This is a genomic window from Cupriavidus sp. YR651 (assembly GCF_900101625.1).
GTDB lineage: Bacteria > Pseudomonadota > Gammaproteobacteria > Burkholderiales > Burkholderiaceae > Cupriavidus.
Genome location: NZ_FMYZ01000004.1, coordinates 173,720 through 187,425, shown reverse-complemented (window position 1 = coordinate 187,425; position 13,706 = coordinate 173,720). Strand labels below are relative to the sequence as shown.

The 13,706-nt window shown below is 68.4% G+C and carries 8 protein-coding genes; 6 read left to right on the top strand and 2 right to left on the bottom strand.

The window, feature by feature from the left end:
- The first annotated feature begins 88 nt into the window (after positions 1 to 88).
- Positions 89 to 1,669, top strand: a complete 1,581-nt coding sequence (locus tag BLR29_RS13475; protein WP_092137503.1) for a phospholipase D family protein — start codon at positions 89 to 91, stop codon at positions 1,667 to 1,669.
- A gap of 5 nt (positions 1,670 to 1,674) precedes the next feature.
- On the opposite strand, the gene BLR29_RS13470 is transcribed toward BLR29_RS13475, so the two are convergent.
- Positions 1,675 to 3,069 carry an MFS transporter gene (locus tag BLR29_RS13470; protein WP_092137502.1) on the bottom strand — a complete coding sequence of 465 codons (1,395 nt, stop codon included), beginning with the start codon at positions 3,067 to 3,069 and terminating at the stop codon, positions 1,675 to 1,677.
- A 243-nt stretch (positions 3,070 to 3,312) separates the two neighbouring features.
- Positions 3,313 to 4,206, bottom strand: a complete 894-nt coding sequence (locus BLR29_RS13465; RefSeq protein ID WP_092137500.1) for a LysR family transcriptional regulator — start codon at positions 4,204 to 4,206, stop codon at positions 3,313 to 3,315.
- Between the two features lie 98 nt (positions 4,207 to 4,304).
- Between BLR29_RS13465 and BLR29_RS13460 the strand changes: the two genes are divergently transcribed.
- The 5 genes from BLR29_RS13460 (at position 4,305) to BLR29_RS13440 (ending at position 13,699) form a co-directional block, all read left to right on the top strand.
- Positions 4,305 to 5,081, top strand: coding sequence for an NAD(P)H-dependent oxidoreductase (locus tag BLR29_RS13460; protein WP_092137498.1), 777 nt, complete (start codon positions 4,305 to 4,307; stop codon positions 5,079 to 5,081).
- 71 nt (positions 5,082 to 5,152) lie between these two features.
- Positions 5,153 to 6,112, top strand: a complete 960-nt coding sequence (gene pip, locus BLR29_RS13455; RefSeq protein ID WP_092137497.1) for a prolyl aminopeptidase — start codon at positions 5,153 to 5,155, stop codon at positions 6,110 to 6,112.
- Between the two features lie 213 nt (positions 6,113 to 6,325).
- A complete protein-coding gene (gene bcsB / locus BLR29_RS13450; protein WP_092137496.1) occupies positions 6,326 to 8,650 on the top strand; it encodes a cellulose biosynthesis cyclic di-GMP-binding regulatory protein BcsB in 2,325 nt (774 codons plus the stop codon).
- Between the two features lie 136 nt (positions 8,651 to 8,786).
- Positions 8,787 to 9,905, top strand: a complete 1,119-nt coding sequence (bcsZ, locus tag BLR29_RS13445; protein WP_176860960.1) for a cellulose synthase complex periplasmic endoglucanase BcsZ — start codon at positions 8,787 to 8,789, stop codon at positions 9,903 to 9,905.
- Complete coding sequence (locus BLR29_RS13440) at positions 9,887 to 13,699, top strand: cellulose synthase subunit BcsC-related outer membrane protein (protein ID WP_092137493.1); 3,813 nt, start codon at positions 9,887 to 9,889, stop codon at positions 13,697 to 13,699. Before bcsZ ends, BLR29_RS13440 begins: the two co-directional genes overlap by 19 nt.
- Positions 13,700 to 13,706 lie beyond the last annotated feature (7 nt).

Here is a 13,706-nt window from a genome sequence, read left to right as displayed (position 1 = left end):
CATTACGGTTCATTCGCCGCAATTCGGGCCCCGACACGTGCCCCGACACGGGCCACCTTCCGCGCCAACCGGAGACCTCCGAACCGTCATGCGCATTGTGCCTGGTCCACTCCGTCGCCTGCTGCGCGCCGTCATAGCGCCAATCTTCGCCGCCGCCCTGCTGGCCGGTTGCGCGCTCCCTCCCCTTGCAAACCGGGCGGAGACGCGCGCGCTCACCACGGAACAATCCCGCGATACCGATCTCGGGCGCGTACTGGCCCCCGCGCTGGACGCGCATCCGGGCCTGTCGGGCATCCATCCGCTGGTCGACGCGCGCGCGGCGTTCGCGGTACGCGTGCATGCAGCCCGCTCGGCCCAGCGGACGCTCGACGTGCAGTACTACATTTGGCGCGACGACCTGACCGGCACGCTGCTGCTGGAAGCACTGCATGAGGCCGCCGACCGCGGCGTGCGCGTGCGGCTGCTGCTCGACGACAACGGCATTTCCGGGCTCGACGAAACGCTCGCGGCGCTTGACGCACATCCCAATATCGAAGTGCGCCTGTTCAATCCGTTCGTGGTGCGGCATCCGAAGTCCATCGGCTACGTGACCGATTTCCGGCGGCTCAACCGACGGATGCACAACAAGTCCTTCACCGTCGACGCACAGGCCACCATCGTCGGCGGCCGCAACGTGGGCGACGAGTACTTCGGCGCCACCGACGGCGTGCTGTTTGCCGACCTCGACGTGCTGGCCGTCGGCCCCGTCGCAGCCGATGTCGAGCACGACTTCGACCGCTACTGGGCCAGCGAGAGCGCCTATCCCGTGACCAGCATCGTCAGGGCCGTCGACGCCGCCCGCCTCGACGAACTGGCGCACAAGGCCGCCAGCGTGGCGCGCGACCCGGCTGCGGCCGCCTATATGGATGCGCTGCGGGGATTGCCCGTGGTGCGCCAGATGCTCGATGGCAGCCTGCCGTTCGAGTGGGCCGCCACGCGGATCGTCAGCGACGACCCGGGCAAGATCCTGGGCGCCGCGCCGAAGGAGGCACTGATTGGCCACCAGTTGCGCGAGATCATCGGCACGCCCGAGCGCGAACTGGACCTGATATCGCCCTACTTCGTCCCCACGGCGGCCGGCACCGCGACGTTCACCGAACTCGCCGGCCAGGGCGTCACCGTGCGCGTGCTGACCAATGCCCGGGAGGCGACCGACGTCACTGCCGTGCACTCGGGCTACGCGCGGCGCCGCAAGGCGCTGCTCGAGGGCGGCGTTCACCTGTACGAACTGCGCCGCAGCGCCACGCCAGCCGACAGCAGCGGCAAGCGCGAAGAGCGGGGCGCCACTGTTGGCAGTTCCGGCTCCAGCCTCCATGCAAAGACCTTTGCGGTGGACGCGGCCCGCGTCTTCGTGGGCTCCTTCAACTTCGACCCGCGCTCCGCCAACCTGAACACCGAACTGGGCTTTGTGATCGCCAGCCCGGTACTCGCGGGCCGCATCGAATCGGCCTTCTCGACGACGGTGCCCGAGAACGCCTACGAGGTCCGGCTCTCTGACACGGGCGAGCTCTACTGGCTGGAGCGGCGCGGCACCGAGACCGTTCGCCACGATACCGAACCCAACACGGGCTGGTTCGGGCGATTCGGCGTCTGGTTCCTTTCCATCCTGCCCATCGAGTGGCTGCTGTGACGGACCTAGCCTTCCGCGCGCGACGCGCGAATCGCGGCGACCTTGGGTACGGCGCCCGCCTTCACCGGGATTTCCGGTGACGTCGACGCGAGGCTCGATGCCGAACGCCGGTGATCGATGCACGCCACCGCCAGCATCGCCAGGACGCCCGGCACCGCGATGGCCAGGAAATTCCGCTCCAGCGGCAGCGCCATGCTGACCAGCACACCGATCAGCACCGGCGCGATGATGGCGCCCGCGCGGCCGACGCCTGACGCCCAGCCGATACCGGTCGAGCGCGCCGCAATCGGATAGAACTGCCCGGCATATGCATACGTGACGATCTGCGTGCCGATCGTCGACGCGCCCGCAAGACCGACGAGCACGAACAGCACCGGCGTCGGCACCGGATAGCCCAGCAGCGCGATCGACACGGCGGCCAGCGCATACATCGCCATCAGCACGTACTTGATGCTGAACCGGTCCGCCAGCCAGCCGCCCCCGATGGCGCCGATCATGCCGCCGATATTGAGCACCAGTACGAACGTCAGCGCCGAACCCAGGCTGTAGCCCGCCGATGCCATCAGCTTGGTGAGCCAGGAGCTCAACGCGTAGACCATGAACAGGCACATGAAGAATGCCACCCAGAACATGCCTGTGCTGAGGCCACGTCCGTCCTCGAACAATTGCCGGATCGATGCGCGGTCGCCCGCGCCGCCCTGCGGCTGCACGAAGCGGTCGCCGCCGCGATGCACGTAGGCGGGATCGAGCCCGGCCACGATCTTGCGCAGCGGGGCGTCCTGCCCGGTGCGGATCAGGTACGACATCGACTCCGGCAGCCACTTCACCAGCAGCGGGACCAGCAAGGCCGGCAATCCTGCCGCGATGAACACCGACTGCCAGCCATACTGCTCCAGCAACTGCCTGCCCAGCAGCGCGGCAAGCATGCCGCCCACCGAATAGCCACTGAACATCAGCGTCACCAGCGTGCCGCGGAGCCTGCGCGGCGAATACTCGGTCATCTGGGCCACCACATTGGGCATCACGCCGCCGATGCCGAGTCCCGCCAGGAAGCGGCTGACCGCGAACAGCACGGGATCACTGGTCAGGCCCGCCGCCGCCGTGAACAGGCTGAACAGCAGGATGCAGATGGCAATCGCCTTGCGCCGGCCAATGCGGTCCGCGACGGTGCCCAGGAAGATCGCGCCGAACATCATGCCGAACAGCGCCGCGCTGACCATGAAGCCGGCGGAGGTGGCGGAGACGCCCATGTCCTTCATGATCGACGGCAACGCGATGCCGGCGATGGCAAGGTCGTATCCGTCGAAGATGATGATCACCGCGCACCAGAACAGCACGCCCGCATGGAAGCGGCTGAAGGTGGAACGGTCCACCACATTGCAAACGTCGATCTGTCTCACTGCCTCTCTCCTGTCATGAAGGGTCCCGCTGCTTGCGTCGGGATGACGGTGACGCGCTTTGCGTGCGTCGTCTGGCGAGGAGAATAGGCACGCCGCATACCGAGGGTCCAACACCTGTTGGGTATGTGTTGGATACCGGCGAGGTATCGCCCGCCAGGGCGCGCGGGTGCTGGGCGTGCGGCGGGAGAGGCCGGTCGGCTGCCTTGCGGCTCAGGGTATACGTGGGAGTCCGTGGGAGGCGGCTCAGACGGACGCCGCGATGGTCTCGCGCAGCCATTGGTGGGCGGGGTCGCGATGGGAGCGCTCGTGCCAGAGCATGCTTACCTCGTAGCCCGCCACGTCGACGGGGGCCTCGACCACTTGCAGCGCATCCGTGTCCCGCACCAGGCGCGCGGGCAACATCGCCACGAGGTCCGTGCGCGCGAGGACCGACATCACGAACAGGAAGTGCGGCACCGATAGCACGACGCGGCGCGTCAGTCCGGCCTCGGCCAGCGCTTCATCGGTGACGCCGCGAAATCCGCCGCCATCCGGCGACACGATGACGTGCTCGAGGGCGCAAAACTGCGCACGCGTGGGCCGTCTTTTCAGGCGAGGGTGGCCGGCGCGGCCCACCAGCACATATTGCTCCGTGAACAGCGGCCGGTGACGCAGCCCGGACGGCGCGTCCGCGCTGGTATGAAAGGCCAGATCCAGATCGCCCCGCTCCAGCTGCCTGGCGATGCGTGGCGGCGCGAGTTCCAGCACGGCCAGCCGCGTGCCGGGCGCCGCGGTGCGCAACGTGCCCAGCGCGGGCAGCAGCACCGTTGACTCGACGTAGTCAGTCGCGGCAATCCTCCAGGTGTGACTGGCCCCGGCCGGATCGAACGGCGTCGCGGGCGACACCGCAAGTTCAAGCGCTTCCAGTGCCAGCCGCAGCGGTTCGCGCAAGGCTTCCGCCCGCGCCGTCGGGCGCATGCCGCGTGGCCCGGGCAACAACAGCGGATCCCCCAGGATGTCCCGCAGCTTGGCGAGGTGGACGCTGACCGATGGCTGGGACAAGTTCAGCCGCTGCGCCGCACGGGTCACATTGTGTTCCGAGAGCAGGACATCCAGCGTGACCAGCAGGTTGAGATCCAGCCTGCGGAGATTATTCATGGCAATACCTGCAATATTGGAAATTCATTTCCAATATACCTGACCAAACCCTACCCTGTTCCTACTCTCTTCCTTCCCGACATCCGGAGTTCTCGGTCATGAATATTCTTCTCGTCTACGCCCATCCCGAACCCCGTTCGCTCAACGGCGCGCTCAGGGACTTCACGATCCAGCGCCTCGAGGCCGCGGGACACGTGGTCCAGGTATCGGACTTGTACGCAATGAACTGGAAAGCCGCCATCGATGCCGACGACAGTCTGCGCCAGCGGGCCGGCGAGCGCTTCGACCCCGCCCTGGACTCCCTGCACGCGTTCGAGAATGGCCTGCAGAGTCCGGACATCGCGCGCGAACAGGACAAGCTGCGCTGGGCGGATGCGGTCATCCTGCAATTCCCCCTGTGGTGGTTCTCGATGCCGGCGATCCTGAAAGGCTGGGTGGAACGCGTCTATGCCTACGGCTTCGCGTATGGCGTGGGCGAACACTCCGAGGCGCACTGGGGCGACCGTTATGGCGAAGGCACGCTCGCGGGCAAACGCGCGATGCTGATGGTCACGGCGGGCGGATGGGAATCGCACTACAGCCCGCGCGGCATCAACGGCCCGATGGAGGACATCCTGTTCCCGATCCATCACGGCATCCTGTACTACCCCGGCTTCGACGTGCTGCCGCCGTTCGTGGTCTACCGGACCCACCGCATCGACGAGGCATCCTTCCCCGCCACCCGCGATGCACTGGGCGAGCGTCTCGACAACCTGTTCGGCACCACGCCGATTCCGTTCCGCCGCCAGAATGCCGGGGACTACGAGATCCCCGCACTCACGCTGCGCTCGGACATCGCGCCGGGGCAAAGCGGATTCGGCGCGCACCTCGCGTAGCGGGCGCATGGGCCGGGATGGCTGTCCGCCGCGCTACACTCAGGCTCCACATCCCTTCCGGAGCCTGATCCATGCCAGCACTGCGCGCGCTCTATTCCGCCATCGAACCCTATGAAACCGGCACGATCGATGTGGGCGACGGTCACGTCGTCTACTACGAACGCGTCGGCACGCCGGGCGCCAAGCCCGCGCTATTCCTGCATGGCGGCCCGGGCGGCGGCATCTCCGCCGATCACCGGCGCCTGTTCGATCCCGCTCGCTACGATGTCATGCTGTTCGACCAGCGCGGCTGCGGCCGCTCCACGCCGCACGCCGGCCTGGAGGCCAACACCACATGGCATCTGGTGGAAGACATCGAACGCCTGCGCAAGCTGGCCGGTGTGGAACGCTGGCTCGTGTTCGGCGGCTCATGGGGTTCCACGCTGGCGCTCGCCTACGCGCAGAAATATCCGGCGCACACCAGCGAGCTGGTGCTGCGTGGCGTGTACACCGTGTCCCAGGCGGAGCTGGACTGGTATTACCAATATGGGGTGTCGGAGATGTTCCCCGAGAAGTGGGCCCGCTTCCAGGCCCCCGTTCCGGAGGCCGAGCGCGGCAACATGATGGCCGCCTATCGCAAGTTGCTGACCGGCAGCGATGAGGAAAAACAGCGCGAGGCCGCCCAGGCGTGGAGCGTCTGGGAAGGGGAAACCATCACCTTGCTGCCCGACCCCGCCAACAGCGCCAAGCATGCCGACAGCCACTTCGCGCTGGCCTTCGCCCGGCTGGAAAACCACTACTTCACGCATCGCTGCTGGCTGGAAGACGGCCAGTTGCTGCGCGACGCCCATCGCCTGGCCGGCATTCCCGGCGTGATCGTGCACGGCCGCTACGACATGCCCTGCCCGGTGCGCTACGCCTATGCGCTGCATCAGGCATGGCCGGACGCGGACTTCCATCTGATCGAAGGCGCCGGCCACGCATGGACCGAGCCGGGCATCCTGGATCAACTCATCGCCGCGACGGACCGCTTCGCGGGCACGGCGCCGTAGCGTCACCAGCCGCCTCGTCGAGGCGGCTGACTTAAGCGTCTTCGACGCGCGGAGCGGTCCTGTTGAATTTTTTTTAGATCGCCTCCGCATGTGACGTTGCCGATTCGCGACGCGAAATCAGCGTGCTATATTGGCCACGCAGTACGTTCCGTACGCTGGCGCACGCATCGAGTGCGATGTTGCTGCTGCGCCCACCTCCACAGTGCTACCGATATGACTGTTCTCGTGTCAGGCCTGAGATGTGGTTGCACCCGGTTGGCCGTACTGCTGATGGCCGCCGTCCCTGCCGTCGCCATCGCGCAATCCGCCGATCCCGCGCAACGTGGCCCCGCCCCGGCCCCCATCGCCAACGTCGCCAACGTCGCCAACCTTCCCAATCCCACCACAACCGCGGCCGCTCCCGTCGGCCGCACGCAAGTCCTCACGTTCAGCCAGATGGGCGCGGATCATCCGATCGCGCTGCGCGGCGTCGACCCCGACCGCACGATCAATGTCGGCGTGCGCCTCGATGAAGTGGTGACCGCCGCAAAGCTCAGGCTGGTCTTTACGTATTCCCCTTCGCTGGTCTACCCGCTCTCGCACCTGAAGGTCAGGCTGAACGACGAGGTGGTGGCGACGCTGCCGCTGGAAAAGGAACGCGCCGGCCAGCAGATCACGCGCGAGATCGATCTCGATCCGCGCTTCTTCACCGACTTCAATCGCATCAACCTCCAGCTGATCGCGCACTACACACTCGATCACTGCGAAGACCCGTATCACTCGAGCCTGTGGGCCGATATCAGCCCGACCAGCACGCTCGCGCTCACCAAGGCATCCGTCACGCTGCCCGATAACCTCGCGCTGCTGCCCGCCCCATTCTTCGACCGCCGCGACAACCGCCGCGTCACGGTGCCCTTCGTGCTGCCCGCCAACGCGGACGCGGCCACGCTGCGCGCCGCCGGCGTGGTGGCGTCGTGGCTCGGCGCGCTGGCCAGCTACCGCGAGATGCGCTTCCCAGTCAGCCGCACCGCGCCCGCCGATGCGCACGCCATCGTCCTCGCCACACCGGGCGCCATGCCGGCCGACCTCTCCCTGCCGGACATCACCGGCGCATCGGTCAGCGTGATGCCCAACCCCGCCAATCCCGCGCGCAAGCTGCTGGTCCTGGCCGGGCGCAACGCGCAGGAGCTGCAGATCGCCGCCAACGCCCTGGTGCTCGGCAAGGCCGCGATGGCCGGCAACCGCGCAGCCGTGCAGGCCGTGGAACTGGGCAAGCCGCGCAAGCCCTATGACGCCCCGGCCTGGGCGCCCGTCGACCGGCCCGTGCTGTTCAGGGAACTGGTGACCGATCCGCAGCAATTGCAGGTCGCCGGCAACAACCCCGACGTCATCCGCGTCAACCTGCGCGTGCCGGCCGATCTGTTCGGCTGGAACGACCGCGCCGTGCCGCTCAACGTGAAGTACCTCTACACCGCGCCATCCACCTACAACGATTCGGTGGTCAGCGTGGACATCAACGAGCAGCTCGTGCGGTCATACCGGCTCAAGCCGCTCGCGTCGCAGACGGAAGAAAACCTGGTCAGCGTGCCGCTGCTGTCGGGCAGCAGCGCAAGCACCAGCAGCGAGATCCTGATACCGGCGTTCCGCGTGGGCAGCAACAACCAGATGCAGATCCGCTTCCAGATCGATTCGCAAAAGACCAGCCTGTGCGCGTCCGGCGTGACCAGCGTGGCGCGCGCGGCGGTGGACCCGGACTCGTCGATCGATTTCAGCGGCTTTTCGCACTACGCGGCGCTGCCCAACCTGGCGTTCTTCGCCAACAGCGGCTACCCGTTCACGCGGCTGGCCGACCTGGCCGACACGGCCGTCGTGATGCCCGATGCGCCGGGCACGATGGACGAGGAAGCGCTGCTCACGCTGCTGGGGCATATGGGCAAGTGGACCGGGCTGCCGGCGCTGCGCGTGATGGTCGCCTCGGCCGGGTCCATCGACAGCGTCAAGGAGCGCAATCTGCTGTTGATCGGCACCGGCAGCGCCGGGCAGATCCTGGCCAGCTGGGGCAAGTCGCTGCCGCTGCTGATCGCACAGGGCCGCACCGAGATCGCCTTGCGCGACCAGCGCTCCGGCGCGTGGTCCAACTGGCTCGCAGGCGCCGAGGAAGACGCGGTATCCCCGGCAGGCCGGGCCATCCTGACCGCGGACGGTCCGCTGGCCGCGCTCATCGGCTTCGAGTCCCCCTACGCGGAACGCCGCAGCGTGGTGGCCATCACCGCCACCAGCGCGGACCACGTCCGTGACGTGCTCGACGTGCTGGAAGACCCGGGCAGGGTCGCGCAGGTTCGCGGCGACATCACCGTGGTGCGGCAGCGCGAGGTCGAAGGCTTGCGGCTTGGCGACCGCTATTACGTGGGCAACCTGCCCTGGTATGCGCGCGCCTGGATCAGGATGTCGGCGCATCCGGCGTTGCTGGCCATCGCCGGCATCCTGGCCGGACTGATGGTCGCGCTGACGCTGTTCTGGGCACTTGGCAGGCTTGCGGCGCGCCGCACCGGAGGCTGACATGCGGCGGGCCCTGCCCTGCCTCGTCCGTCAGTGGGCCCGCCGGCGGGTCCGGTGGCCAGCCCCGGCCTTCTCGCTGCCCGGTCCACTGTTCCGCTCGCTTTTCCGCACGCTGCTTCCCTTGCTATCGGCCTGCATGCTTGCCGGCATCGCGCTGCCCGCCAGCGCGGCAACGTGTCCGTGGCCCGACTGGGATGCGTTCAAGCGCACCACCGTCAGCCAGGACGGACGGGTCATCGACGCGAGCACCGAACGCCAGGCCACCGTGTCCGAAGGACAAGCCTATGCGCTGTTCTTCGCGCTGGTCGCCAATGACCGGGCGACCTTCGACAAGCTGCTGGGCTGGACCGAAAACAATCTCGCGCGCGGCGACCTCAGCGCCCATCTGCCCGCATGGATCTGGGGCCGGCGCACGGAAGGCCCCGACGCGGGCACCTGGGGCGTGATCGATGCCAATCCGGCGTCCGATGCCGACCTGTGGATCGCCTACACGCTGCTGGAAGCGGGCCGGCTCTGGAAGGAACGCCGTTTCACGGCGCTGGGCACGCTGGTGGCGCGGCGCGTGCTGCACGAGGAAACCGCCGTCCTGCCGGGCCTCGGCCGTACGGTATTGCCCGGCCCGGTCGGCTTCCGGCTGGCCCCCGACACGTGGCGCCTGAACCCAAGCTACGTGCCGCTGCCCGTGATGCGCCGGCTGGCCGTGGTCTTGTCGGAAGACAGCGCGTGGAAGGCGATGGTGGATTCGTCCGCCAGGCTGATCGTCGATACGGCCCCGCGCGGCTTCTCGCCGGACTGGGTCGAATATCACAAGGGACGCGGCTTCCGCCCCGACAAGGCAACCGGGGGCGAGAGCGCCTACAACGCGATCCGTGTCTACCTGTGGGCAGGCATCATGTCGCCGCGCGACCCGCTGCGCACCACGGTCCTGCACACGTTCCGGCCACTCGCCGACTATGTGCTGGCCCACGGCCATCCGCCGGAACGCGTCAACACCGAAACCGGCGCAGCCGGGCCCAATGCCGGCAACGCGGGCTACTCCGCGGCCGTCGCGCCCTATCTCGCCGCGCTCGGCCACACCGATGCGGCACGCGCGCAGGTGGAGCGCATGCGCGCCCTGGCGGCACAGGCGCCGCTGGGCTATTACAGCCAGGTGCTTGCCCTGTTCGGCATGGGCTTCCTCTCCGGCCACTATCGTTTCGACGCGGACGGCACGTTGATACCAGCCTGGGATTCGACATGCCCCGCCACGCGCTAGCCCCCACGCTGGCGCTGTTGCTGGCCAGTGCCGCGACCCAGCCCACCCTCGGCCAGCCGGCCGCCTCGGCGCCCCGCGCAGCGCCCTCCGCCGAGATGACGCAACTGCTGTCGGCGGCGCGCATGTGGGAAGCGAAGAACCGCGCGGACATGGCGCGCGGCATCCTGGAGAAGGCGCTGCTGATCGATCCCCGGCAGCCGGAGGCCCTCAAGATGCTCGGCCTGATCGAAATCCGCTCGAACCGGCCCGTCGAAGCGGAAAAGATCCTGCGCAGGATGCGCGAGCGCGATCCCGGCGGGCCGGCAACGCTGGAACTCGAGGACGCCTATCGCATCGCCACGCGGGACAAGCGCGAGATGGCCACCGTGCGCCTGCTCGCGCGCAGCGGCAAGTCCGAGGAAGCGGCGGCGCGGCTGGAGGCCCTGTTTCCGCGCGGCGCCCCCGGCGGCGAGCTGGCGGGCGACTACTACCGTATCCTCGCCGGCACGCCCGCAGGCCGCACGCGCGCCATCGCCGAGTTGCGCCGACGCGCGCGACAGGACCCCGATGACCTGCGCCTCGCCATGGCCCTGGCCAGCCTGCTCACGGATCGCGCCGCCACCCGCGAGGAAGGGCTCGACATCCTCTATCGCATCACCCAGCGACCGGATGGCGATCGCAAGACAGCGCTCGATATCTGGCGGCGCACGCTCTATGGCGTGAACGATGATCCCGCCTACTACCGCTGGTTCGAGCGCTACCTGAAGGAAGTCCCGGACGACACCGTGGCGCAGGAAACGCTGGCCAGCCTGGGCCAGAAGGTGGAAGCGCAGCGGCGGCTGGAGGCCGATCCGGCCTATCAGGCGCGGCAGCGCGGGCTGGCCCAGCTGGAGCGCGGCCAGCTGGGCGACGCCGATATCGCCTTGCAGAACGCCTATCGCAAGCGGCGCGACGATGCCGAGGTGATCGGCGGCCTGGGTCTGGTGCGGCTGCGCCAGGGCCGCCACGACGAGGCCCGCGAACTGTTCGCGCGTGCCATGGAGCTCGACCCCGACAACCGGAACAAATGGCGCAGCCTGATGGGCACGGCCACGTTCTGGGGCACGGTGGCCAAGGCACGCGAGGCCAACGCGCAAGGCAAGCCGGCGCAGGCGGAAGCGCTGGCGCGACAGGCGCTGGCCCTGCAACCGGACAATGCGAGCGCGCAATCGATCCTGGCCGACGCGCTGATCGCGCAGAACAAGGCGCCGGAAGCGGAGACGCTGCTGCGCGCCATGATCGCGCGGCCGCAGCCCGATCTGGGCGCGCTGCGCACGCTGGTGAAGTTGTTGCAGGACCTGCAGCGTGTCGACGAAATCGGCCCGCTGATCGCCAGCACGGAAAAGCGCATGGGTGGCACGGCGGGATCGGCAAGCGAGTTGCGACAACTGCGCGCCGACCTGCTGTCCGTTCAGGCGGAACAGCTGCTCACGCAGCAGGAGCGCAGCCAGGCGATGGCGCGGCTCGAGGAATCGATCCGGCTGGCACCGGACGCGCCGTGGACTCGCTTCACGCTGGCGCGCCTGTATCGGGATCTGGCCCTGCCGGCGCTGGGACGGACCGTGATGGAAGACGGGCTCGCGGTGGCGCCTTCCAGCGAAATGCGCTACGCCACCGCGCTGTATCTCAATTCGCTCGATGACATCGACGCAGCCAGCGAGGTGCTTGCCGCCGTGCCCCAGGCCGAACGTTCCGATGGCATGCGCAACCTGGCGAGCAACCTGTCCGCGCAGCGGCTGTTGCGCGATGCGCGGCGCCTGCTCGCGGAGGGCCGCGATGCGGACGCCCGCGCCTTGCTGCAGCAGGCCGCCTCCGAGGCAAAGGACGATCCGCACATGCTGGCCTCGATCGGTCGCGAGTGGATCGCGCTGGGCGAGCCGGACACCGGTTTGAAACTAGTGAGTGGCTGGCTGGCGGCCCATCCCGCCGATCCCCATCTCGACATCCGCCTGCGCTACGGCGAACTGCTGGCCGCCGCGAACCGCGACGATGCGCTGCGTGACTGGATCACCGAATCGCGCGCCATGCCCGGCATCACCGAGGAACAACGCGCCGCCTTCGACGACCAGTCGCTGCGTCTGGCCCTGCGCCGTACCGACCGGCAAATTGCGGCAGGCGATCTCGGCGGCGCGCGGCAGACGCTGTATGCCGTGCCCGCCGCGCAACAGACCGACCGCCGATGGCTGCTCACGCTGGCCGACCTGCGCGAAGCGGGCGGTGACTACAACGGCGCCGCGCAGGCGGCCCGCGCGGTGCTCGCCACGCAGCCGGAGGACGCCGGCGCGCGGCTCACGCTGGCCCGCATGCTGGAGCGCACGGGGCACGAAGACGAGGCGCTCGACCTCGTCCGCACCGTGCTGGCCGACACCGCGGACGACGATATCGATACGCGGCTGGCCGTGGCGCGCCGCTTTACCGCGATGCGCCACGAGGACGAAGCCAGCGCCGTCGTGGACGATCTGGCGCGGCGCTATCCCGATCGTTCCGACGTCACCGTGCAGCGCGGCCGCATCGCGCAATCACGCGGCAGCTTCAATGATGCGGCTGCGCTGTACCGCACGGCGCAGGAACAGGAGCAACGCGAGAGCCTGCTGGCGGGGCCGGAGGGCACGCCGGCCGGACGCGCGCTGCGCGGGCTGGAATCACGGCGGCAGGGACAAGTGGCGACGGCCGTCATGCAGTCGAACAAGTCCGGTGACGAGGGCATCTCAAAGCTCCATGCGACCGAAATCCCGCTCTATGTGCGGATTCCGCACGGCTATACAGGGCATATGTTCTTCCACGCCGATACCGTGCTGCTCGATGCCGGCGCGCTCCCGGCGAACCGGCTGTCCGCGGCATCGGAATTCGGCAAGATCGCCGCGCTGGGCAATGCGGGCCTCTCGCCGAGCCAGCAACACGACCGTGGCGTGGCGCTTGCCGCGGGCTATGAATATGACGGGGCGTACAACAGCTGGCGGGCAGACGTCGGCACCACGCCACTCGGCTTCACCGAGCAGACCGTCGTTGGCGGCATCCGCTACCGCGCGGAACTGGGCCCGGCATCGGCAAGTGTCGATGTGTCGCGGCGCGCCGTCACCAGCTCCCTGATTTCCTATGCGGGCGCGACGGACCCGGTGACCGGCGAGACCTGGGGCGGCATCGTGCGCAACGGCATTCATCTGCGCTATGCGCGCGATATTGGCCGCGCCGGCGTGTTTGCGGACGTCGGTGCCGGCCTCTACACTGGTCACAATGTCGTGACCAACCACGAGGTGACCGTGCGCACGGGATTCGACTACCCGGTCTGGGCGCAACGCAACCAGCGCGTCACCAGCGGGCTGGTGCTCAACTACTGGCACTACTCCGACAACCAGCGCTTCTACACGTTTGGCCACGGCGGCTACTACAGCCCGCAGCGCTACCTGTCGTTCGGCATCCCCCTGGACTGGACCGGGCGGCGCCAGAAGCTGTCGTGGCGTTTTCAGGGCTCGGCAGGCTGGTCCTTCACCTACGAGGACCCGGCGCCGTTCTACCCGACCCGCCCGGACCTGCAGCAGCTGGCCGGCAACCCGGTCCATGGCGGCGGCTCCGGCGGCGGCTTCAGCTACACGCTGGGGGCCACGATCGAATACACGTTTGCGCCACGCTGGGTGGCTGGCGCGGGGTTCCAGATCGACCGCTCGCGCGACTATGCGCCAAACCGCGCGATGGCCTGGATACGCTACCTGTTCGACCGGCAACAGGACCCCGTGCCATTTCCGCCCACGCCGGTGCGGCCCTACTCCACCTACTGAGCGCCGT

Bases quoted from the DNA above. Each gene is read 5' to 3' on its own strand.
- BLR29_RS13475 (WP_092137503.1), top strand. From the start codon at position 89: ATGCGCATTGTGCCTGGTCCACTCCGTCGCCTGCTGCGCGCCGTCATA.
- BLR29_RS13465 (WP_092137500.1), bottom strand. From the start codon at position 4,206: ATGAATAATCTCCGCAGGCTGGATCTCAACCTGCTGGTCACGCTGGAT.
- BLR29_RS13460 (WP_092137498.1), top strand. From the start codon at position 4,305: ATGAATATTCTTCTCGTCTACGCCCATCCCGAACCCCGTTCGCTCAAC.
- pip (WP_092137497.1), top strand. From the start codon at position 5,153: ATGCCAGCACTGCGCGCGCTCTATTCCGCCATCGAACCCTATGAAACC.
- bcsB (WP_092137496.1), top strand. From the start codon at position 6,326: ATGACTGTTCTCGTGTCAGGCCTGAGATGTGGTTGCACCCGGTTGGCC.
- bcsZ (WP_176860960.1), top strand. From the start codon at position 8,787: ATGCTTGCCGGCATCGCGCTGCCCGCCAGCGCGGCAACGTGTCCGTGG.
- BLR29_RS13440 (WP_092137493.1), top strand. From the start codon at position 9,887: ATGCCCCGCCACGCGCTAGCCCCCACGCTGGCGCTGTTGCTGGCCAGT.